Below are 22,525 nucleotides of genomic sequence, written 5' to 3' on the forward strand. Positions count from 1 at the left end.
AGCGGTGGTTCAGTCAATATTTCTGCGACTGACACACCGCTATCGCGAGCAAGCCCGCTCCCACATTTGCATGGCATTTCAGAATGAGGACAGTTGCGCCTCGATCTCTGCGAACGCCGGTCGTGCCAGCACCTGCGGCTGGCAGCAATGGTCACACAGTGCTTCCAGCGCCAGGCGCTGTTGATCACTCAAGCCGCTGTCAATCCGCTCCAGCAACTCCCCCAGCAACACCCCGAACGCGCGCACTTCAATGCGTTGCAGCGCCCTGGTTTGCAAGGTGTCTACCGTGGTGTGGAACGATGCCGCGCCAAAGTCCCCGAGCAGGCAATCACCCTCGGCATTGCACAGGATATTGTGGCCATACAGGTCGCCATGGGTAATGCCGTGCCGGTGCAGGTGGGCGGCCACCGAGGCGATGCCCCGCGCTATGCGCAATGCCACCTCGGCGCTGAAACGTTTGGCGGGGTCGTAGATGTCCCGGGTGCAGGACGCCAGGCTTGGCAGGCCGGCGAGGTTGCGGTAGCTCGGTTCGATCAGGTTCATCACCAGTGCGGCCTGGTCATCGGGGTGGCCAACCACGCGGCCTTGCACCCTGATCAGGTTGGGGTGCAGCCCGGCGGCAATACAGGCCTGCATTTCGTGCAGCGGCGAACCGTCGCTGGTGATGGTGCCCTTATAGAGTTTGACGGCGACAGGCGCGTTCGAAGGTTTGCAGAGCGCCTTGCGGATCACACCTGAGGCGCCTTCGCCCAGCACTTCGGCCAGCGCCAGTTCGGCCCAGGGAATATTCGGCGTGTCGTCGTCATTGGCCACATCCACCGCCATTTCCACCGGGTTGCCGGCATAGGCCAGCCAGGTCAGGCGCGGTAGCGTCAGCAGCCAGTGCGGCAATTGCGCCAGGCGGTTGGAGGCGATGCGCAGCAGTTCGAGGTTATGGCACTGGGCCAGGCTCGCCGGCAGTTGCTCCAGGCGGTTGCCGGCCAGCATGAGTTTTTGCAAGCGCGGCCGCTCGCCGAGCTCGTCCGGCAACTGGCTGATGTGGTTGTCGGTAAGGATCAGCCAGCGCAGCTGCGGCGGCAGCGCGGCAGCGGGCACATGCTCGATCTGGTTGGCTTTGAAGCCAACCATGCTCAATTGCGGGCATTGGCCCAGGCACGCCGGCAGTTCGGTAAAGGCGTTGTCCGAGCAAAACAGCACGCGCAGGTGGGGCAGGCGGTGCAGATCGTCGGGCAGGCTGCTCAGGGCATTGCCACTGAGGTTGAGGATTTCCAGGGAGTCGGCCAGGTCGAAGATTTCCCGGGGGAACTGCGTCAGGCCACAGGACAGGTCCAGGCGCTTGATGCCAGCCAGTTGGCCAGCCTTGAGTTGGGCAAGGGTATCCATGAACAGCAGCGTCACTCGACAAAGGCAAAGGCGCTCATGATAACGGCTTGGGCGCGATCGAGCTGGTTTGTTGCAACTGGCCCAGGCGGCTGCGGGTGCGCGCCAAGTCGATCGCCTGGCCCTCCAGGGCATCGTCCAGTGGCTGTTGGCCCAGCAGTGTCAGGTGCTTGTCCTGGTCGTACAGCACGTCGATCAGGTTGATAAACCGTTGTTGCACGGCAATCGGGCAGTCGTCCAGCCGGGGCAGGCCGTCGATGATCCAGTGGTCGAAGTCCTCGCACAGCAGCAGGTAATCCATCACGGCAGTGGGTTGTTCACACAGGTCGTTGAAGGTGGCGCCCAGGGTGCGCGCCTGATGCCAGCGGACCTGCAGTTGCCGTGCTCCCACTGCCAGGGCCAGGGGTGGGCCATCGGTGTCGGGCAGCCCCCGCTCACTGCGTTGGGCCGGGGTGCCGGGCCAAACGTACAGGCCATGGGTGAAGCGCTGTTGCCGATGGTTCTGTGCCAAGCCTCGATAGTCGTGGGGCGCGCTGACTTGCATGACGTCCATGCGTGCGCCGATCAAGTCGATCACCGGCTTGAAGCGCTGGTGATACAGCGGGTTGGGCAGCAAGCCCTGTGGCGGGTAATTGGAGGTGAGCAGCACCAGGATGCCCCGTTGGAACAACGCCTTGAACAGGCGGGTGATCAACATCGCATCGCCGATGTCATGCACATGGAATTCGTCGAAACACAGCACCCGGCAACCGTCGAGCAATTGATCCAGGGTGGCGGCCAGGGCGTCGGCCTGCTGGCGGTGAGCAAACATGCCTCGGTGCAGGCGGGCGAAAAAGTCGTGGAAATGCACCCGCTGTTTGTCCGGGCACGGCAAGGCCTGGAAAAACCCGTCGAGCAACCAGCTTTTGCCCCGGCCGACGGCCCCGTGCAGGTACAAGCTGCGGGTCGGACGCCGGGCCTGCAAGTGCGCGGTTTGCCGGGTCATGGCCGCGATCACCTGCCATTGGCTGGGGCTGAGGGTGTAGCCCTGTTGCCGGGCCTTGTCTTCAAAGAACCGCTGAATGGCTGGGGCATTATCGGTGGTGGTTGTTTTGCCCAGCAGCCGTTTGAACAAGGGCAGGCGACGGGGGCGGCTATCTCGAAAAGGCATGGCGTTGGTGTCCTAGAACCTTGTGGTCTGCTTGAGCAATGGGGTGGTCGGCTCGTCCTCTTGGCTGACCATCGCATAGTTGTAGCCGGGGCTGGACCAGTACTGGGCCTGGAGCCCGTCGGCATTGCGACTGCCCGGTGGCAGCAAGGTGTTCTGCGGGCCCGGCGGGCGAATGTAGAAACTGATGCGCCGGCCCTGCGGGTTCTCGTAGAGCACCATCGCCGCTGCGCCTTGATCAGTGGTGAGCAGGCGCCCGCTGACCGGGTTGAAACCGGCCTGGCTCAGGTCTGGCAGGCGATGGGCCTGGGTGAAGTAACGGTCGAGCCAGGCTTGCATATCGCCGCTGCCTTGCACCTGGTAATCGGCGGGCATGATCCGCTCCTGGGCGAACAGGCGATAGGCCTGCATGGCGTCGGTCATCGGCAGTGCCGTGGCCACAAGGGTTGCCTGCCGTGCTTGCCAGCCACCCAGGCCGCCCAGGCTGGCGGCGAGCACCAGCATGGCGGCAGTGGCCAGTTGGCGGCGCGACTGGTGCTTGAGACGCTGGCGAATCAGTGCCGGATCCAACTGCGGATTAGCCGCTGGCGCAGCGCCGAGGGCCGCGCGCAGGTGCTGGGCATCCTGTTGCCAGGCGTGGACCTGGGCCGCGACCTCGGGGTGGGCGGCGAGCCAGATCTCCAATTGGCGTCGCTCCACCTCCGAGAGTTGGTGGTCGACGTAAGCGTGCAGGTCGCGTTCGTTGGGGGGCAGGCTGATCATTTGAGTATCCGCAGGGAGGGGCGGTTGATGTCGCCGTCGCTGAGCTGGCGCAAGGCCTGGCGGGCGCGGGACAGGCGTGACATCACGGTGCCGATGGGCACGTCGAGGATATGGGCGACTTCCTTGTAGCTCAAGCCTTCCACCGAGACCCACAGCAGCAGGGCGCGCTGCTCGCCGGTCAACTGGTCGAAAGCTTGCAGGGTCGATTGGGCGATCACCTCGCGTTCGACCGAGGGTTGCGTGTCATCGCGCCCGGTAAAGAACTCCAGCATCCGTGCATAGCGTCGCGAACGCCGGTGCGCGTCGAGAAACTGCCGGTAGAGGATCGAGAACAACCAGGCGCGTAAATCACCGTCGACGCGCCTGTCACGCCAACTGACGATGGCGCGCTCCAGGCTGGCCTGCACCAGATCATCGGCGCTGCTGGGGTTGCGCGTCAGGGACAGGGCAAAGCGCCGCAGCCTGGGAAGGAGTTCACGCAACTGTTCGTCGAGTTCGTGCATGGGGGCCTGCGTGTCGTGGGCGGTGTTGAGGGAGACGCCTACCGGCAAAGGTTGTTCCATTTGTAGGAAAAATAAACGCTACAGATGGCCTTGGTCTTTATCGTTTGTAGGCTCCCGTAGCCCTGTAATGTCGTGAATCGTCCTCAGTCCAGCTCCCAGCCTGCCCGATCACTGTGAGGCAGGCGCCAGATGAGGAGTTGACACATGATATCGGCGACAGCAGCAGATAGCGGATTTGCTTGCACCAAGGCACTGGGCCATTTGCCCATCATCCAACGTAATACCCTTGAAAGTTGGGGATGCGGGCCGGCAGGGCCACTGCCGTACGCGTGTATACACCTGGCCTTCGAGGCGCAAGCCGCAGCAGCTCCCCAGCAGATAGCCGCGCTCTGTCTGGAGCAGAGCATCAGCTATGAGCAGTTGAACCGCCAGGCCAATCGGCTGGCCCGGCACCTGATCGAGCAGGGCGTGGTGGCGGGAGACACGGTAGCGCTGTTTGTCGAGCGGTCGATCCCCATGCTGGTGGGCCTGCTGGCCGTGTTGAAAATCGGCGCGGCGTACGTGCCGCAGGATGCCAGGATCACTCCGCCGGCCCAGTTGACGATGATCCTTGAGACATTTGACCCTATCCGGGCTCAAGGACCGATTGCCGCTGGCGGCGGGCCAGCCGTGCGTGTGCCTGGATGAGTTCCTGGCGCAACAGCCCTGGGTGGCCGAGGAATGCCTGCTGGACGTCGCCGCGCCAGACCCTGCCAGCCTGTGTTTTGTGCTGTTTACCTCCGGGACCACAGGCCGGCCAAACGGGGTGCGGGTGACCCACCGTAATGTCTGCAATATCTTGCTGACGGCCCCGGGAAACCTCGGCATCAAGCCAGGCATGAGCGTTGGGCAGATACTCAACATCGCCTTTGACATGGCGGCCTGGGAGATCCTCGGTTGTCTGGCCCATGGGGCGACGTTGCTTATCCGCCAGCAAGACATCGGGGAAACGGCACGCCATTGCCAGGTGCTGATCGCCACGCCGTCGATTCTCGCGACCCTGGATCCCCGGCAATGCCCCACGCTTGAGGTGGTCGCGGTGGCGGGCGAGCCATGCCCCCAGGCCCTGGCGGACCGCTGGGCGGCCCATTGCACGTTCTACAACGGTTGCGGGCCGACTGAAACGACCATCGTCAATACCCTGCATCGGCATGTGCCAGGGGCGCGATTGACCATCGGCAAGCCGACACCCAATAACACCGTGTATGTGCTCGATGAACATGGCCAGGCCTGCGCGCCAGGGGCAGTGGGGGAGATGTGGGCCGGGGGCGATGGGGTGACGGCCGGTTATCTGCACAACCCGTTGTTGACTGCGCAACGCTACCGACCTGATCCATTCCTGGGGGCGGGCCGGATGATGTTCCATACCCGCGACCTGGGCCGCTGGACGGACGAAGGGGCGTTGGAGCATCTGGGGCGGGTTGACGATCAGGTCAAGGTCCGCGGTTTTCGCGTGGAGTTGGATGCGCTTGCCACCACGCTTGAGGCCTGCGGTGCCTGTAGCCGGGCGGTGGCGTTGAAGTTCGACAGCCAGCACCTGGTGGCATTCGTGACCCCCGCCACGGTGGATATCCCGGCAGCCAGGCAGTACTGCGCGCAACGGCTGGCCTACTACTGTGTGCCCGCGGTGATTTTCGCCGTGGACCTCCTGCCGCTCACAGCGCGTGGCAAGGTCGACAAGGCTTTGCTGCTGCAATGGGCCCGTGACAGCGAGGAGGGGCGCCAGTTGCTCCTGAGCACAGGTGGCCGAGCATGATTGAACGGTGGATGGCCACGGTGCTGCCCGCCCGGCCTGGCGGGTGGCGGCGCTGGCGTGGCAGGCCGATATTTTCCCATTACAACTGTCTGGTGGCAGGGGTGCTGATGGGCAACGGCTGGTTTGCGCTGGCGGGCTTGACCCTGCCCTTGATCGACGTGCAACAGGTGTCGCTGCTGGTGATGATTAACCTGTCCCTGGCGATCCTGGTGCGCCAGCAGTATGTAATCAACGGGCTGTTCTGGTTGGCGACGCGTATTCCCGTGAGCTGGCCGCTGTATATACGCCGCCGCGCCGCCAAGGTCTATCACTTGGGCGGGCTGCACAGCGGCGGTGCGCTGGCTGCCACGGTGTGGTTCGCGGTGCTGGTCGGCAGCCAGGGCTGGCGCTATCTGCAACAGCCTTCGAGTGTGTCGGTGCCGTGGTTGCTGGTCAGTGCGGCGCTGCTGGGTGTGTTGCTGTTGATGGTGGTGATGGCGCAGCCGGGGATTCGCCGCCGCTTTCACAATGGCTTTGAGCGCGTGCACCGGTTTGCGGGGTGGGCGGCCTTGCTGTTGTTCTGGGTGCAGACACTGCTGGCCGAGGCTCCCGCGGGGGCGGTTTGGGTATTGCTGGTGCTGACCCTGAGTATTGCGCTGCCTTGGTTACGCTTGCGCAAAGTGGTAGTCAGTCATCAGCGGCCTAGTGGCCATGCCGTGATCAGCACATTGCGCCACACCACGCCCTTTGCGGGGTCGTCCACCGCGATCAGCCTGCAACCGCTGCTGGAGTGGCACTCGTTTGCCAATATCCCGACACCGGGCCAGCCGGGTTTTCGCCTGATTATTTCCCGGGCCGGGGATTGGACGGGGCGCTTTATCGAGCAGATGCCGTCCCATGTGTGGGTCAAGGGTATTACCACGGCGGGGGTGGCCAACGTCGAGACCTTGTTCAAGTCGGTGGTGTACATCGCCACTGGCAGCGGCATTGGCCCGGTGATGCCGCATTTGCTGGCCAAGCAGGTGCCGATCCAGTTGGTGTGGTCGACCCGCAGCCCGGCCAAGACCTATGGCGAGGAACTGGTTGCAGAAATCCTTCGCGCACAACCCGGTGCAGTGATCTGGGACACCGATGTACGGGGCAAACCTGACCTGGTGCAACTGGCCTACGCGGCGGTGCAGGACTTCGCTGCCGAAGCGGTGATCTGTATCGCCAACCAGGCGGTGACGCAGCGGGTGGTCGAGGAAATGGAGGCTCGGGGGATACCCGCCTATGGGGCGATCTGGGACTCCTGAACAAGGCTCTGATGAAAATGCCTACGGCCCTGGGGGAATAAGCCCGTGCGAGCGGCGTCCTATTGCACCTATCCCCTGTGGCCATAGGCCTCGGAGCATTTCATGCCAGATCATCCATCCCCACCACGCCCGCCGTTGGGGCGTGCCAGCCTGATGCTGCGCCTGGCGGCTATTGGCGCGGTTGTTGGTGTCGTGGCGGGGGCTTTTGCCTACGTCAACGGCACACTTGACCCACAGCGTTTGCGCCCCAAGACGTTGGTCAATGCCCTGGAAACCAATAATGGCGTACACCAAGGCTACCGACGCAATCACGCTAAAGGTGTGTGCGTGGCCGGCTATTTCGAGAGCAGTCCTGCGGCTCGGGCGTATTCCAGCGCACAGGTATTCAGTGAGGCCCGCACCCAGGTGATCGGGCGTTTCGCCCTGCCCAGCGGCAACCCCTATGCCCCGGACAACAGCGTGCCGATCCGCAGCCTGGCCGTGCAGTTCAGCCAGGCCAACGGCCAGCAATGGCGCACCGGGATGAACAGCATGCCGGTGTTCCCGGTGGGCACGCCTGAGGCGTTCTACCAGATGCTCAAGGCCGGTGCCCCAGACCCTGCGACCGGCAAGCCGAACCCGGCCAGTATGCCGGCGTTTTTTGCCAGCCATCCCGAGGCCGCGCCGTTTCTGGCGTGGGTCAAGACCGCCAAGCCCTCTGCCAGCTATGCCACCGAGACCTATAACGCGATTAACGCTTTTTACCTGATCAATGCCACCGGGCAACGCCAGGCCGTGCGCTGGGGCGTGGTACCGCTGAGCCAGGATGCCAGCGGCGCCATCACGCCTGAAGGGGCGGATTCCCTGCAGGCAGATTTGATACAACGCTTGAAGGCCGGGCCGCTGCGCTGGCAATTGCAGATCACCCTGGCCAACCCCTCGGACCTGGTAGATGACGCCAGCAAGGCCTGGGTCGGCGCGCACACGGTGCTGAACGCCGGCACCTTGGTGCTTGAAAGCAGCCAGCCGCAACTGGACGGCGATTGCCGTGATATCAACTTTGACCCCTTGATCCTGCCCAGCGGTATCGAAGCCTCCAATGACCCGCTGCTGGCCGCACGTTCTGCCGCCTATGCCAGTTCATATTTGCGTCGCACCGGCGAAGTCAGCCAGTTGCACAGCGCCCCTCAGGAGTCCCGGCCATGAATGCCCAACCGCGTTTTTTTGCGCCGCTGGCGCGCCTGCTGCACTGGCTGATGGCGCTGATGGTGATCGCCATGCTGTTTATCGGCGCTGGCATGGTGGCGTCGGTTTCCGAGCGCCATGAGTGGTTGTTGCACCTGCACAAGCCGCTGGGCATTGCGATTCTGCTGTTGGTGATCGTGCGGCTGGGGGTGCGCTTTTCTACCCGTCAGCCGCCGTTGCCTGTCGACTTGCCGGCGTGGCAGGTGATGGCGGCCAAGGCTTCGCATGTGCTGCTGTATGGCTTGATGCTGATCCTGCCGTTGCTGGGGTGGGCGATGATTTCGGCGGCCGGTGATCCGGTGATGCTGTCCAGCGCCTTGCAGTTGCCCGGATGGGTGCCGGCCAATGCGCAGTTGTTTGCGGTGCTGCGCAAAGCCCACGGTTACCTCGCCTATTTGCTGTTTCTGACGGTGTTGCTGCATTTGGCGGCGGCGTTGTTCCATGGCTGGGTTCGTCGCGATGGCGTGCTGCAAAGCATGCTCGGCAAGGACTGAGGTGCAAGGGTCGCCCGCCAGTAAACCAGGGCCAGCAGGTTGATGGCGGCGCCCAGGCCACACACGCCGAGCCAGCCGGCCCAGGCATACATCATCGTCGCCGCGACCGAGCCCAGGGCGCTGCCTGCCGAATAGAACAGCATGTAGCCGGCCACCAACCTGCTCTGGGCGGCGGGGCGCACGCTGTAGATCAGGCTTTGGCTGGTGACATGCACGGCTTGCAGGCCGAGGTCGAAGGTAATCACCCCGAGCAGCAGCGCCCACAGCGAGGACTGGGTGAAGGCGATGGCCAGCCACGACACCAACATCAGCCCCAGGGCTGCGCCGCTGGTCCACTGGGCCAGGCCCCGGTCGGCCAGGCGTCCGGCATGAGCCGCGCCCAGCGCGCCAGCAGCACCGGCGAGGCCGAACAGGCCGATCTGGGTGTGGGACAGCGACAATGGCGGGGCGCTCAAGGGCAGTACCAGCGGGGTCCAGAGCACGGTGCCAGCGGCAAAAATCAGAAACGCCAGGACCGCGCGGTCGCGCAGCACTTTTTCTTCACGCAACAGGCTGAACACCGAGCCGAGCAGCTGTAGATACGAACCTGGTGCCCGGGGCTGCTCGGTGGCCGGCAAGACGCGCCAGAGCAACAGTGTCATCAGCAGCGTCAGGCCAGCCGACAACAGGTACACCGAACGCCAGCCGGCCAGGTCTGCCATGACCCCGGACACCGTGCGTGCCAGCAGCAGGCCGACCACGATGCCGCTGGTCACCAGGCCCACCACATGGCCCCGTTGCTCGGGCCGCGCCAGGTTTGCGGCGTAGGCCACCAATACTTGTGCCACCACCGCGAGCAAGCCGGTCAGCAGCAGGCCAGCCAGAAACCACAGGCTGCTGCTGGACAGGCCGAGCAGCAAAACCGCGGCGGTGGACAGCAGTAACTGGCCGACGATCAAGTGCCGGCGATTGAGCAGGTCGCCCAACGGCACCAGCAGCAACAGACCCATGCCATAACCGACCTGAGTCAGGCTGATCACCATGCCGATGGTGGCGGGGTCCATGGCGAACGTGGTGGCCATGGCATCAAGCAGGGGTTGGGCGTAATAGACATTGGCCACCGACAAACCACAGGCAATGGCGAACAGCAGCACCACGGCGCCGCTCAAAGGGGGAGTTGGCATGCTGGATTCCTTTGTGGTTTTAAAATGAAACTAGTTGTACGGTAGATAGGCCGGTTTTATATTGCAACTACATTTTTCATCAGGCAGGTGTTGCGCATGGTCAAACTCACTCGCTTTGAAAGTGCCGAATGCCCGGTGGCACGCTCACTGGAGGCCATTGGTGATGGTTGGGCGCTATTGATCATTCGGGATGCATTCGATGGCATCCGCCGCTTCGGCGAGTTCCAGCGCAGCCTGGGGATGGCCAAGAACATTCTGTCGACGCGCCTGCGCAATCTGGTGGCCCACGGGATTTTCGAGATTGTCCCGGCTTCGGATGGCAGCGCTTACCAGGAGTATGTGTTGACGCAAAAGGGCAGGGGACTGTTCGCCGTGATCATTGGGCTGCGGCAATGGGGCGAGGGTTTTTTTTACGACGAGGGCGAGGCTCGTTCGGTGATGTTGGACCGTGAGCACGGGCAGCCGCTGCAGGCCTTGGCGGTGCGTGCAGCGGATGGCCGGGTGCTCGGGCCGCAGGATTGCCTGCGGGTGGCGGCGCAATCCGGGGGCTGAACCTGGCCCCCGGGGTAAGCAGGATCAGCGCAGCACGCTGACCATATCCGCCACGGTGCTCAGCACGTCCTTGCCCAGTTGCAGCGAGCGTTTGCCGGACCAGCCGGTATGCGGATCGGGTGCATCGTCGTTGTCCTTGAACGGCATTTCCAGGGTCAGGGACAGGCAATCGAATTTCTCGCCCACGCTGTTGCACGCCAGGGTCATATTGGCCTGGCCCGGCAAGTCACGCGTGTAGCCATGGGTGGTCTGGAAGTCGCGGGTCAGGGCGCTCAAGTGGCTGCGGAAGTGTTTTTCCAGGCCTTCGATACGCGGTGTGTAACCGGGGTTGCCTTCACAACCGGCGGTGAACACGTAGGGGATTTCCTCGTCACCGTGGATGTCCAGGAACAGGTCGACGCCGTATTGCTCCATTTGCTGCTGGACGAACAGCACTTCCGGGCTTTGTTCCTGGCTTGCGCTTTGCCAGGCGCGATTGAGGTCCTGGCCCATGGCGTTGGTGCGCAGATGACCGTGAAACGCGCCATCCGGGTTCATATTCGGCACCAGGTAGAGGTCGGCAGCGGCCAGGAGTCTGTTCAGTTCGTCGTCACCGTGCTGTTGCAGGCGCTCGATGATGCCTTCCATAAACCACTCGGCCATGTGCTCGCCCGGGTGTTGTTGGGCGATGATCCAGACTTTGCGCTGCCCTGCGCCACCCTTGCCACGGCGCAGGAGCGGGATATCACGGCCTTCGACGCTCTTGCCGGTGGCCAGCAATTGCGTGCCGGCGCGGTTCAGTGCCTGGTCGATCAACCAGGCGTGACGCTCGCGGCTGTAGGGTTCGAAGTAGGCGAACCAGGCGTGTTTTTGCTCGGTCTGGAATTCGATGTGCAAGGTTTCGCCGTCAAAGCGCGTTGGCACCCGGAACCAGTTGATGTGGTCGTAGGACGCCACGGCGTTGTAGCCGCTCCAGGCATGTTTGTAGGAGGACTGGCCGGCGTTGCTCAGGCGGAAGGTATGGGTATGGCCAATGTGCATCCCTTCGGCCTTGAAGTGGAACCATTGGAAGTGCTGGCTGCGGGTATCGGGTTTGATTGCGAGCAACAATTGATGGGCATCGCTGGTGTCGAGCACCTGGATATTGCCGCTGTCGAAATCGGTGCTGATCTTAATGGAGGTCAAGGCCACGGTCATAGTCTGGTTGCCTGAATATGAGGGGTGTGGCGGGTAGTTTACACAGGCGCGGGGTAAAGTCTGGACGCAAACTTTTGCGAAAAAGAAGGGGGCGTCGTCCATGACGCAGCCGCAGCTTAGAGTCTGTGAGATTGATTCTCAAGTGCTAATTTGGAAAGATCCGGGCCAGAGCGCTTTATCGACTTTCTTTTCGCGATAGTCTTTTGCTACCATGCGCGCCATCAAGCAACACACAGTCTTCATTAGCCTGAAGCCACGCCAGAATAACTGGCAAAAAAAGACCCGGCCAAAGAGCCGGGTCAAAAACCGTGATTAGCCTGATGAGGAGATATTCCAAGAGTCCGACCTAAGGTCTCTTGGTCTATCGACTGATCTCGCGACCAGCTGCTTGCAATAATAATCATTATCATTTGCAAGTCAAATGTTTTTATCAGCCAGATAGAAATATTTTTCCTTTTGTTCCTGCATGCCTACCTGGCTATGGGGTTTTCCCGCCTGCCAGTTGCAGTGGACGCTCCAGCATGGCCTTGGCCATATCAATCAGGTACACCACCGAAAACGCCAGGTCCCGGGTGCCTCCCAGCTTGTTGTCGGCCAGTTCATAGGCGATGGCGGCAGCGCTGCGCAGCAGGTCCGACGCGTGGATCAGGGCTTCTTCACTGCTGACAGCGGGGTTGGCCTCGAACCATGTCACATCGTCCGATGCCAGGCCTGGATCTTCTTTCAAGTAGTAGTCCAGCGCGCGCTGGGCAGCGGCGCTGTCCTGCAAGAGCTTTATTTCATCATCAGGTGTACCAGGCAGGTGATCCGGGGTTGTGTTCATGAGGTCGGTGCTCTGGGTGGGAAGGTGAACAGGTGGAGCTGATAATAATACGATCTGTATTTATGTCATTTGATTGATTACTACAAACTGTTTATTGTCGCGCTGAATACACCCGGTATCGTCTGCCCCATGGATAAATGGATAGCGTTGGTCAAAGCCAACATGAAAGACCGCAAGGTCACGCAAGAGCAATTGGCCACGCGGCTGGGCATGTCCCAGGGCGGCATCGGCCACTGGCTGGGCAAGCGCCGTGTCCCCAGCCTCGCCGACATGAACCGGGTGCTCGAAGAACTGGGCCTGGGTTATCTGGAAGCGGCGCTGGTGATCCGCGAGAAGGGCGACGCCCCGGCAGACGACGAAGCCGCGTCGGCCGTTCAATACAACCCGTATTTTCGCTATCCCGTGAAAGACTGGAAACAGCCCATCCAGGTGCACGAGCAGCGGCCAGCCTATGGCCAGGCGCGTTTTCAGGCGAGCGACTACGATGCCGACGGCGAAGCGTTCTGGCTCCAGGTCTACGGCGATGCAATGACCGCACCCAGCGGGCCGAGTATCGCCGATGGGATGATGATCCTGGTGGACCCGGCCCTCGACGCCGAGCCCGGCAAGTTGGTGGTGGCCCAATGGGCCGGCAGCAGCCAGGCGACCTTTCGCAAATTGATCGAGGAAAGCGGCCAGCGTTATCTGGTGCCGCTCAACCCGACCTATCCAAAGGCGCTGCTGACCGATGCCTGCCAGATCATCGGCGTGGTGGTACAGGCCACGGTGAAGTTCTAGGCCAAGGCCTCCAGCTCCACCAAGGCGCTGCCTTCGCCGACCATTTCGCCTTCCTGGCAATACAGCGCCTTGATCACACCGGCATGGGGTGCGCGAATGCTGTGCTCCATCTTCATCGCTTCGAGCACCACCAGTTGCGTGCCAGCCTCGACCGTCTGCCCGACGTCCACCAGCACCCGCACGATGCTGCCGTTCATCGGCGCAGTGAGGCCGCCCTGATGCGCCTGCCCGGCATCGACGGCGGCGATCGGATCAAACAGCGTCACACTGCGCATCTCACCTTGCCAGCGCAGGAACAGCGTCTGTCCATGGCGTACAGCCAGGTGCGAACGGCGTAGGCCGGCATCCTCGATCAGCAGGTGCTCGTTACGCAGTTGTGGCGCGGCGTTGGTTTGCAGGGTCACCAGGCGGTCCTGGCCGTCGCAGCTCAAATGCAGTGACGTCTCGGCGGGCAGGCCCGCGCGAAAGCCCAATGCCGCAGCCCACGGCGAGGCGAGGTCATCTTCGCGCAGCCGGGCTGGCTGGCTCTGCATGAAACCATGGCCAGCCGCCTGCCAGAACTCATCGCTCAACTCACTGGCGGCAGGCAGCAGTTGCTCCTGGTACCGCGGGATAAACCCGGTATCTAACTGCGCCGCAGCGAACGCAGGGTGGCCGATGATGCGTCGCAAAAAGCCCAGGTTAGTCTTCAAACCACCGACCGCAAACTCATCCAGCATGCTCAGCAGGCGCAGGCGCGCCTGTTCGCGATCCTCGCCCCAGGCAATCAGTTTGCCGAGCATCGGGTCGTAGAACGGGGAGACGTCGTCACCTTGCTCGACGCCGCTGTCCACCCGGCGTCCCGGGCCTGGCGCCGACTCGCGGTACAGCGCCAGGCGCCCGGTGGCCGGCAAGAAATCATTGGCAGGGTCTTCGGCATACAGCCGCACTTCGATGGCGTGACCGCGCAACGGCACCTGATCCTGGGTCATCGGCAGCGGTTCGCCCTGAGCGACACGGATTTGCCAGGCCACCAGATCCAGGCCGGTAATGGCCTCCGTCACCGGGTGTTCCACCTGCAAGCGGGTGTTCATCTCCATGAAGAAGAACTCACCACGCGCATCCAGCAGGAACTCCACCGTGCCAGCACCGACATAGCCAATCGCCTGGGCCGCACGCACTGCCGCCTCACCCATGGCCTGGCGCAGGGCAGGGCTGAGACCGGGTGCCGGCGCTTCTTCGACGACTTTCTGATGCCGACGCTGGATCGAGCAGTCGCGTTCATTGAGGTACAGGCAATGACCGTGTTGGTCGGCAAATACCTGGATCTCCACGTGGCGTGGCTGGATCAGGTATTTCTCCACCAGCATCTGCGCGTTGCCAAACGACGACTGTGCTTCACGCTGGGCCGAGGCCAGGGCTTCGGCCAATTGGCTTTCGTCCTCGACCACTTTCATGCCCTTGCCGCCACCGCCAGCAGTGGCCTTGAGCAGCACCGGGTAGCCAATGCGCGCAGCAGCCTGGCGGAAGGTTTCCAGATCCTGGGCGGCACCGTGATAACCCGGCACCAGCGGTACGCCAGCGGTTTCCATCAAGGCCTTGGCGGCGGACTTGCTGCCCATGGCATCAATGGCCGAGGCGGGCGGGCCGAGGAAAATCAGCCCGGCGTCAGCAATCGCCCGCGCAAAGCCCGGGTTTTCGGAAAGAAAGCCATACCCCGGATGAATCGCCTGGGCGCCGCTGGCCTTGGCGGCGGCGATCAACTTGTCGATCTGCAGGTAGCTGTCGGCAGCCTTGCTGCCGCCCAGGTCCACGCGGATATCGGCTTCGCGGCTATGGCGCGCATCGCGATCAGTAGCGCTGTGCACGGCGACGGTGGTCATCCCCAGTGCCTTGGCCGTGCGCATGACCCGGCAGGCGATTTCGCCACGGTTGGCCACCAGCACGCAGGTAATCAACGGTGAACTCATGAACGAGGCTCCTGGGACTGCCAACTGGGTGCACGTTTTTGCAAAAACGCGCGCAATCCTTCCTGGCCTTCGGCGCTGACGCGGATGCGCGAGATGGCGTTTTCGCAGTAACGGCGCAACGCTGGAGTGAGCGCGCCGTTGCCGACTTCGCGCAGCAAGTCTTTGCTGGCACGCATGGCCGCCGGGCTGTTGAGCAGCAGGTTGGCGGTCCATTGCTCGACCTGTTGATTCAGCTCGGCGAGGGGGTAGCTTTGCGCCAGGAGCCCGATGGCCTGGGCCTGGTGGCCGTCGAAGCGCTCTGCGGTCAAGGCATAACGCCGTGCCGCGCGTTCGCCAATCGCCTGCACCACAAATGGGCTGATCACCGCCGGGGCGAGGCCGATGCGCACTTCCGACAGGCAGAACTGCGCGTCATCGGCGCCAATGGCCATGTCGCAGCAACTGATCAGGCCCAGGGCGCCGCCATAGGCCGCACCCTGGACCACCGCGAGTGTCGGGATCTTCAGCTTGGCCAGGTTGTACATCAACTCCGCCAGCTCGCGGGCGTCGTCGAGGTTGGTGTGGTAGTCCAGCTCAGCCGACTGTTGCATCCAGGCCAGATCCGCGCCGGCGCTGAAATGCTTGCCGCGCCCGCGTACCAGCAAAAAACGTAGCGAGGCATCGGCCTGGACCTGGTCCAGGGCAATGATCAGCTCACGGATCATTTCGGCGTTGAAGGCGTTGTTCTTCTGTTCCCGGCTCAACCACAGCGTGGCAAAGCCACGGGGGTCGTTCACCAGTTCCACGGTGTTGAAATCGCTCATGGGTGCAGCTCCAATTACATGCGGAACACGCCGAAGCGGCTCGGCTCGATGGGGGCATTCAGCGCGGCGGACAGGGCTAGGGCCAGCACGTCACGGGTCTGCAAGGGGTCGATGACGCCGTCATCCCACAGGCGGGCGCTGGAGTAATAGGGGTGGCCCTGGGTTTCATACTGGTCGAGGATCGGTTGCTTGATCTGCGCCTCTTCCTCGGCGCTGAACCCCTGGCCACTACGTTCGGCCTGTTCGCGCTTGACTTGCACCAGCACACCGGCGGCCTGTTCGGCGCCCATCACGCCAATACGTGCGTTGGGCCACATCCACAAAAATCGCGGATCGTAGGCGCGCCCACACATCCCATAGTTACCGGCACCAAAGCTGCCGCCGATGATCACCGTGAATTTCGGCACCTTGGCGCAGGCTACCGCCGTGACCAGCTTGGCGCCGTGCTTGGCGATGCCGCCGGCCTCGTACTTCTGGCCGACCATGAAGCCGGTGATGTTCTGCAAGAACAGCAGGGGAATCCCGCGCTGGCAGGCCAGTTCGATAAAGTGCGCGCCTTTTTGCGCCGCTTCAGCGAAGAGGATCCCGTTGTTGGCGAGGATCGCGACAGGATAGCCATGCAAATGGGCAAAACCGCAGACCAGCGTGGTGCCGAACAGCGCCTTGAATTCATCGAATACCGAGCCGTCCACCAGCCGCGCAATCACTTCGCGCACATCGAACGGCTGCTTGGCATCGGCCGGGATCACGCCGTACAGCTCGTCGCTGGCATACAGCGGCGCGACGGGTGTGCGCTGTTGCAACTGCCCCTGTTTGCGCCAGTTGAGGTTGGCGATGCTGCGGCGGGCCAGGGCCAGGGCGTGTTCGTCGCTGTCGGCGTAATGGTCGGCTACCCCGGAGATCTTGCAGTGCACATCGGCACCGCCAAGGTCTTCGGCGCTGACCACTTCGCCCGTGGCGGCCTTCACCAGCGGCGGCCCGGCGAGGAAGATGGTCGCCTGCTGGCGCACCATGATCGCTTCGTCCGCCATCGCCGGCACATAGGCACCACCGGCAGTGCAGGAGCCCATGACCACGGCAATCTGCGGGATGCCCTGGGCGCTCATGTTGGCCTGGTTGAAGAAGATCCGCCCAAAGTGCTCGCGGTCGGGAAACACTTCGTCCTGGCGCGGCAGGTTAGCGCCGCCGGAATCCACCAGGTAGATGCACGGCAGGCGATTCTGTTCGGCGATGGTTTGCGCGCGCAGGTGTTTTTTCACGGTCAGCGGGTAATAGGAGCCACCTTTTACCGTGGCGTCGTTGGCGACGATCATGCACTCGACGCCTTCGACCCGACCGATTCCGGCGATCACGCCAGCGGCGGGTACGTCTTCACCGTAGACCTGATACGCCGCCAGTTGGCTGAGCTCAAGGAACGCCGAACCCGGGTCGAGCAGGCGGTTGATGCGTTCGCGCGGCAACAGCTTGCCACGGGAAGTGTGGCGCTCCTGGGCCTTGCTGCCGCCGCCTTGCTGGACCTGGGCAAGCAGGGTGTGCAGGGCATCGACTTGTTTGAGCATTGCCGCGCTGTTGGCGGCAAACTCTGCCGAGCGTGGATTGAGTTGGGTGTGCAGGGTGGCCATGGTGCACTCCCTCAGCGGGTTTCGTTGAACAGTTCGCGGCCAATCAACATGCGCCTGATTTCACTGGTACCTGCGCCGATTTCATACAGCTTGGCATCGCGCAGCAGGCGGCCGGCCGGGAATTCATTGATATAGCCATTGCCGCCGAGAATCTGGATCGCATCGAGGGCCATCTGCGTCGCGCGTTCGGCGCTGTACAAGATCACCCCGGCGGCGTCCTTGCGTGTGGTTTCGCCACGCTCGCAGGCCTGGGCCACCGCATAGAGGTAGGCGCGGCTGGCGTTGAGCTGGGTGTACATGTCGGCGACCTTGCCCTGGATCAGTTGGAACTCGCCGATGCTCTGGCCGAACTGCTTGCGGTCGTGGATGTACGGCACGATCAGGTCCATGCAGGCTTGCATGATCCCGGTCGGGCCACCGGAGAGCACCACGCGCTCGTAGTCCAGGCCACTCATCAGCACTTTGACGCCGCCATTGAGCGCGCCGAGGATGTTTTCTTCAGGCACCTCGACGTCGTCGAAAAACAGCTCGCAGGTGTTGGAGCCGCGCATGCCCAGCTTGTCGAACTTGTTGCTGCGGCTGAAGCCTTTCGAGTCGCGCTCGACGATAAACGCGGTAATGCCGTGGGCGCCTTTTTCCAGGTCGGTCTTGGCGTAGATCACGTAGGTGTGGGCATCGGGGCCGTTGGTGATCCAGGTCTTGCTGCCGTTGAGCACATACACGCTGCCGCGTTTGTCGGCGCGCAGCTTCATCGAGACCACGTCGGAGCCGGCATTCGGCTCGCTCATGGCCAGGGCGCCGATGTGCTCGCCGCTGATCAGCTTGGGCAGGTACTTGAGTTTTTGCGCGTGGCTACCGTTGCGGTTGATCTGGTTGACGCACAGGTTGGAGTGCGCACCGTAGGACAGCGCCACCGAGGCCGAGCCGCGGCTGATTTCTTCCATGGCCACCACGTGGGCCAGGTAACCCAGGCCGGCACCACCGTATTCTTCCGGCACGGTGATGCCCAACAGGCCCATGTCACCGAACTTGCGCCACATATCCACGGGGAACAGGTTGTCGATGTCGATCTGCGCCGCCCGTGGCGCCAGCTCCTTGGCCACGAAGGCCTGCACCTGGTCGCGCAGCATGTCGATGGTTTCACCGAGGGCGAAGTTCAGGGTCGGGTAACTCATGGGAGGGCACCTATAAACATTATTGTTGTGGGGCTGGCGATGCCATTGGGCGATCACCTTTACGTTAACGTAAACTTGCGTTGCATGACTGTCAATCGTAGCTTACGTTAACGTCAAGCTCGCGCCTGATCGGCGCACCGTCCACCTACAAAAAAGACAATAGGGGTCGTCATGGATCAACCGAATCAGAGCTACAGCCGTGGCCCACAGGACAAGGCCCTGCTGGCCATGACCATTGGCCAGGCATTTGACCGCACAGTGGCGCAGTACCCGCAGGGCGAGGCCCTGGTGGTGCGCCACCAGCACCTGCGCTACACCTGGCGACAACTGGCCGCAGCCGTGGACCTGCATGCACGCGCTCTGCTGGCCCTGGGTTTGCAAGCCGGGGATCGCCTCGGCATCTGGGCGCCGAATTGTGCCGAGTGGTGCATCAGCCAAGTGGCCAGCGCCAAGCTCGGGGTGATCCTGGTCAATATCAACCCGGCCTACCGCAGCAGCGAGCTGGAATACGTGCTCAAGCAGTCGGGTTGCCAGTGGTTGATCTGCGCCGGTTCGTTCAAGTCCTCCGACTATCACGGGATGTTGCAGGCGCTGGTGCCCAAGCTGACGGAGCAGGGCGCTGGCCAATTGCGCTGTGATCGGTTACCCGAACTGCGCGGGGTGATCAGCCTGGATGCACGACCGCCCTCGGGGCTCCTGCCCTGGTCGCACTTGTCGACCCTCGGTGCAGGAGTCCCCGTGCAGCAGTTACACCAGCGCGAGGCCAGCCTGCACTTCGACCAAGCCGTCAACATCCAGTACACCTCCGGCACCACGGGCTTTCCCAAGGGTGCCACCCTCAGCCATCACAACATCCTCAACAACGGCTACATGGTCGGCGAAAGCCTGGGCCTGACCGCCCAGGACCGCCTGGTGATCCCGGTGCCGCTCTATCATTGCTTCGGCATGGTCATGGGTAATCTGGGCTGCATTACCCATGGCACCACCATGATCTATCCCAATGACGGTTTCGACCCGCTGCTGACCCTGACGGCCGTGGCCGAAGAACGCGCCACTGGCCTGTACGGCGTGCCCACGATGTTCATCGCCATGCTCGATCATCCGCAGCGCGACGAGTTCGACCTGTCGACCCTGCGCACCGGGATCATGGCCGGCTCTACCTGCCCGATCGAGGTGATGCGCCGGGTGATCAGCGACCTGCATATGAGCGAAGTACAGATTGCCTACGGCATGACCGAGACCAGCCCGGTGTCGCTGCAGACCGGTGCGGATGACGACCTGGAGCGTCGCGTGACCACGGTCGGGCGCACCCAGCCACAATTGGAAAGCAAGATCATCGACGAGGCCGGCAACACCGTGCCACGCGGGCAGATCGGCGAGTTGTGTACCCGTGGCTACAGCGTGATGCTCGGCTACTGGAACAACCCCGAGGGCACCCGCGAAGCCATCGACGACGCCGGCTGGATGCACACCGGCGACCTGGCGAGCATGGATGAGCAGGGCTATGTGTGCATCGCCGGGCGCAACAAGGACATGATCATTCGCGGTGGCGAGAACGTGTACCCGCGGGAACTGGAGGAGTTCTTCTTCACCCACCCGGCGGTGGCCGATGTGCAGATCATCGGCATTCCCGATGAGCGCTACGGTGAAGAGATCGTGGCCTGGATCAAGTTCCATCCGGGGCATGTGGCCAACGAGCTGGAACTGCAAACCTGGTGCAAGGGGCGCATTGCGCACTTCAAGACGCCGAAGCACTTTCGGTTTGTCGAAGCGTTTCCGATGACCGTGACGGGCAAGATCCAGAAGTTTCGTATGCGTGAGATCACGATCGAGGAACTGGGGCGCGAACCCTGAGGCCTGGCCCAAACCTGATGTGGGGTTGGGCTTGTGTGGGAGCGGGCTTGCTCGCGATAGCGGAGTATCAGTCAAGTATTCATCAATTGACCCACCGCCTTCGCGAGCAAGCCCGCTCCCACAGGGGATTGAGGGGGCACAAAATGCATTTCACCCAGACAGCACAAAGGGGAGCCGAAGCTCCCCTTTAATTTGTTGTTACGTGCTCTTTTTTTATTATTGAGGGGCGGTCTATTGTTGTTTTTGGCAACCGTGGCCCTTTACCGCTGTTTTTGGCGACCCCCATCCGGGGTCAAGAGCAAACGTATTTTTTTGAGCGCTGATCTGCTTCTTCGCACGCGATCCAACCAGTGGGTAGCTACCTTGAGGTAGTTTTATTGTTCTCTGCCCGGTTGCGAGTGGCGGCTTGCGCCGTACCCTGCGAAGCACATCTTCTCCAAAAAAATCTGTTAGCTGCGTCTCTGCCGTGTTGTTTTTGTTATGTCAGAGTCGTTACGTCTTATTTTTATTAGGTTTGGTGCTTTTTATTCTTGTTATGCCATAGAGATAGCAGAAGCCGTGCCAACTTTTTAAAACCCTTTAAAATCAATGGTTTGATTTTTTCGTGGGAAATTTACTTCAGGAAATGCGACAAAATATGTTCCCGTGTTACCCGATGTGTAGCCGCGAGGTAACACATCGTCACGGGTGCGCTACTCAATGGGCACTGCGGGCCTTGGCCACGCGTGAGCCGGTGGGGCGACCCAGGACCGTACAGATCTGTTGGCCCGCCACGATCAACGTGTCCATGTCGATGCCGGTCTCGATGCCCAGGCCGTTGAGCAGGTACAGCACGTCCTCGGTCGCCACGTTGCCGCTGGCGCCCTTGGCATAGGGGCAGCCGCCGAGGCCGGCGATAGAGCTGTCGAACACCTCGATACCCTCCAGCAGGCTGGCGTAGACATTGGCGATGGCCTGGCCATAGGTGTCATGGAAGTGCCCGGCGAGTTTTGCCCGTGGCACGTCCTTGCCCACCACCTCGAACATCCGCCGAGTGGCGCCTGCGGTGCCGGTGCCGATGGTGTCGCCCAAAGACACCTCGTAGCAGCCCATGGCATACAACTCACGGGCCACTGCGGCCACTTGTTCTGGGGCGACCTGGCCTTCATACGGGCAGCCCAGCACGCAGGACACATACCCGCGCACACTGACGCCATGCTGCTGCGCTGCCGCCATGATGGGCGCAAAGCGCTCCAGGCTTTCGCTGATGGAGCAGTTGATATTGCGCTGGGAAAACGCCTCGGACGCCGCCGCAAACACCGCGACCTCCTTGACCCCGGCCGCCAGCGCGTCCTCGAACCCGCGCAGGTTCGGTGCCAGGGCGCCGTAGATCACCCCCGGCTTGCGCTGGATCTGCGCAAACACCTCGGCCGATCCGGCCATTTGCGGCACCCATTTAGGCGAGACAAAACTGCCGACTTCGATATAGCCCAGGCCCGCCGCACTGAGGGCGTCGACCAGACGTACCTTGTCGGCCACGCTGATCGGTTGCGCTTCGTTTTGCAGGCCGTCGCGCGGGCCGACTTCGACCAGGCGCACATGGGAGGGGAGAGACATGGGATCTACCTTTTTTATTGGGGTTGGCCGACCTGGCTCTGGATTGTCTGTTCCAGGGCCTGGGTGCAACGTTCTTCGGCGGTGTCCAGCTCCAGCTTCATCTGTTCGATGTCGAGCAACTGTTGTTCCAACTGCTCGCGACGTTCGCTGATTTTCGCCAGCATGCTGTGCAGCTGTTTTTGATTGCCGCTGGTGGGGTCGTAGAGCTCGATCAACTCGCGGCACTCGGCCAAGGAAAAACCGATGCGCTTGCCGCGCAGGATCAGCTTCAGGCTGACTTTGTCCCGTGGCGAATAGATACGCTCCTGGCCCCGGCGTTCGGGGCTCAAGAGACCTTGTTCTTCATAGAAGCGAATGGCCCGGGTGGTGATGTCCAACTCGCGGGCCAGGTCGGAGATGCTGTAGGTCGTGCTCATGGTGGCGCTCAAGGAGGGTCTTGGCGCTACGCTAATGGCT

General features: G+C 62.3%; 19 protein-coding genes and 1 pseudogene. 7 read left to right on the forward strand and 13 right to left on the reverse strand.

Annotated elements, in window-relative coordinates; translation table 11 throughout:
* Positions 1–78: 78 nt before the first annotated feature.
* The 4 genes from BFQ03_RS17740 to BFQ03_RS17755 are packed head-to-tail and all read right to left on the reverse strand — an operon-like array spanning position 79 to position 3,792.
* Entirely contained in the window at positions 79–1,383 is a 1,305-nt protein-coding gene (locus tag BFQ03_RS17740; RefSeq protein ID WP_065943727.1) for a protein kinase, read from the reverse strand.
* A 34-nt stretch (positions 1,384–1,417) separates the two neighbouring features.
* On the reverse strand, positions 1,418–2,530 hold the full coding sequence (zapE, locus tag BFQ03_RS17745; protein ID WP_065943661.1) for a cell division protein ZapE: 1,113 nt from the start codon (positions 2,528–2,530) through the stop codon (positions 1,418–1,420).
* 12 nt (positions 2,531–2,542) lie between these two features.
* Positions 2,543–3,289 carry an anti-sigma factor family protein gene (locus BFQ03_RS17750; RefSeq protein ID WP_065943662.1) on the reverse strand — a complete coding sequence of 249 codons (747 nt, stop codon included), beginning with the start codon at positions 3,287–3,289 and terminating at the stop codon, positions 2,543–2,545.
* Entirely contained in the window at positions 3,286–3,792 is a 507-nt protein-coding gene (locus BFQ03_RS17755; protein ID WP_032860311.1) for an RNA polymerase sigma factor, read from the reverse strand. Before BFQ03_RS17755 ends, BFQ03_RS17750 begins: the two co-directional genes overlap by 4 nt.
* 204 nt (positions 3,793–3,996) lie before the next feature.
* On the opposite strand from BFQ03_RS17755, the pseudogene BFQ03_RS17760 reads away from it, so the two are divergent.
* From BFQ03_RS17760 to BFQ03_RS17775, 4 genes and pseudogenes are all read left to right on the forward strand, one after another.
* Positions 3,997–5,587 (forward strand): annotated as a pseudogene (locus tag BFQ03_RS17760) (AMP-binding protein).
* Complete coding sequence (locus BFQ03_RS17765) at positions 5,584–6,861, forward strand: membrane protein (RefSeq protein ID WP_032860261.1); 1,278 nt, start codon at positions 5,584–5,586, stop codon at positions 6,859–6,861. Before BFQ03_RS17760 ends, BFQ03_RS17765 begins: the two are co-directional and overlap by 4 nt.
* A 102-nt stretch (positions 6,862–6,963) precedes the next feature.
* Complete coding sequence (locus BFQ03_RS17770; protein WP_065943663.1) at positions 6,964–8,046, forward strand: catalase family peroxidase; 1,083 nt, start codon at positions 6,964–6,966, stop codon at positions 8,044–8,046.
* Positions 8,043–8,579, forward strand: a complete 537-nt coding sequence (locus tag BFQ03_RS17775) for a cytochrome b (protein WP_065943664.1) — start codon at positions 8,043–8,045, stop codon at positions 8,577–8,579. Before BFQ03_RS17770 ends, BFQ03_RS17775 begins: the two co-directional genes overlap by 4 nt.
* Here BFQ03_RS17775 and BFQ03_RS17780 read toward each other — a convergent pair.
* Positions 8,477–9,742 (reverse strand): MFS transporter, encoded by a 1,266-nt coding sequence (locus tag BFQ03_RS17780; RefSeq protein ID WP_083204866.1) that lies wholly within the window; start codon positions 9,740–9,742, stop codon positions 8,477–8,479. The two genes, BFQ03_RS17775 and BFQ03_RS17780, sit on opposite strands and share 103 nt — an antisense overlap.
* Before the next feature lie 96 nt (positions 9,743–9,838).
* On the opposite strand from BFQ03_RS17780, the gene BFQ03_RS17785 reads away from it, so the two are divergent.
* Positions 9,839–10,294, forward strand: a complete 456-nt coding sequence (locus BFQ03_RS17785; RefSeq protein ID WP_032860258.1) for a winged helix-turn-helix transcriptional regulator — start codon at positions 9,839–9,841, stop codon at positions 10,292–10,294.
* Positions 10,295–10,318: 24 nt separating this feature from the next.
* Here BFQ03_RS17785 and BFQ03_RS17790 read toward each other — a convergent pair whose 3' ends face one another.
* Together BFQ03_RS17790 and BFQ03_RS17795 are read right to left on the reverse strand one after the other, a co-directional pair.
* Positions 10,319–11,470: a M14 family metallopeptidase gene (locus tag BFQ03_RS17790; protein WP_032860257.1), complete on the reverse strand. Its 1,152-nt coding sequence runs from the start codon at positions 11,468–11,470 to the stop codon at positions 10,319–10,321.
* A 478-nt stretch (positions 11,471–11,948) separates the two neighbouring features.
* Entirely contained in the window at positions 11,949–12,293 is a 345-nt protein-coding gene (locus BFQ03_RS17795) for a DUF6124 family protein (protein ID WP_065943665.1), read from the reverse strand.
* Positions 12,294–12,422: 129 nt separating this feature from the next.
* Here BFQ03_RS17795 and BFQ03_RS17800 point away from each other — a divergent pair, with 129 nt between their 5' ends.
* Positions 12,423–13,070: a LexA family protein gene (locus BFQ03_RS17800; RefSeq protein WP_032860308.1), complete on the forward strand. Its 648-nt coding sequence runs from the start codon at positions 12,423–12,425 to the stop codon at positions 13,068–13,070.
* Here BFQ03_RS17800 and BFQ03_RS17805 read toward each other — a convergent pair.
* From BFQ03_RS17805 to BFQ03_RS17820, 4 genes are read right to left on the reverse strand one after another with little or no spacing between them, the layout of a single operon-like run.
* Positions 13,067–15,019 carry an acetyl/propionyl/methylcrotonyl-CoA carboxylase subunit alpha gene (locus BFQ03_RS17805; protein ID WP_065943666.1) on the reverse strand — a complete coding sequence of 651 codons (1,953 nt, stop codon included), beginning with the start codon at positions 15,017–15,019 and terminating at the stop codon, positions 13,067–13,069. The genes BFQ03_RS17800 and BFQ03_RS17805 overlap by 4 nt on opposite strands.
* Positions 15,016–15,822, reverse strand: coding sequence for a gamma-carboxygeranoyl-CoA hydratase (locus BFQ03_RS17810; protein ID WP_032860254.1), 807 nt, complete (start codon positions 15,820–15,822; stop codon positions 15,016–15,018). The genes BFQ03_RS17805 and BFQ03_RS17810 overlap by 4 nt, the downstream gene beginning before the upstream one ends.
* Positions 15,823–15,836: 14 nt before the next feature.
* The gene (locus tag BFQ03_RS17815; protein ID WP_032860253.1) at positions 15,837–17,444 is read right to left on the reverse strand and encodes a carboxyl transferase domain-containing protein; all 1,608 of its coding nucleotides are present in this window, start codon (positions 17,442–17,444) and stop codon (positions 15,837–15,839) included.
* 11 nt (positions 17,445–17,455) lie between these two features.
* Positions 17,456–18,619: an isovaleryl-CoA dehydrogenase gene (locus tag BFQ03_RS17820; protein ID WP_032860252.1), complete on the reverse strand. Its 1,164-nt coding sequence runs from the start codon at positions 18,617–18,619 to the stop codon at positions 17,456–17,458.
* Between the two features lie 171 nt (positions 18,620–18,790).
* On the opposite strand from BFQ03_RS17820, the gene BFQ03_RS17825 reads away from it, so the two are divergent.
* Positions 18,791–20,473, forward strand: coding sequence for an AMP-binding protein (locus BFQ03_RS17825; protein ID WP_065943667.1), 1,683 nt, complete (start codon positions 18,791–18,793; stop codon positions 20,471–20,473).
* A 696-nt stretch (positions 20,474–21,169) separates the two neighbouring features.
* Here the strand turns inward: BFQ03_RS17825 and BFQ03_RS17830 are convergent.
* Together BFQ03_RS17830 and BFQ03_RS17835 are read right to left on the reverse strand one after the other, a co-directional pair.
* Positions 21,170–22,069 carry a hydroxymethylglutaryl-CoA lyase gene (locus tag BFQ03_RS17830; protein ID WP_065943668.1) on the reverse strand — a complete coding sequence of 300 codons (900 nt, stop codon included), beginning with the start codon at positions 22,067–22,069 and terminating at the stop codon, positions 21,170–21,172.
* A 14-nt stretch (positions 22,070–22,083) separates the two neighbouring features.
* The gene (locus BFQ03_RS17835; RefSeq protein WP_029298346.1) at positions 22,084–22,485 is read right to left on the reverse strand and encodes a MerR family transcriptional regulator; all 402 of its coding nucleotides are present in this window, start codon (positions 22,483–22,485) and stop codon (positions 22,084–22,086) included.
* Positions 22,486–22,525: the final 40 nt, after the last annotated feature.

The sequence above is a fragment of the Pseudomonas sp. 25 R 14 genome (assembly GCF_900004755.1).
GTDB classification, from domain to species: Bacteria; Pseudomonadota; Gammaproteobacteria; order Pseudomonadales; family Pseudomonadaceae; genus Aquipseudomonas; species Aquipseudomonas brenneri.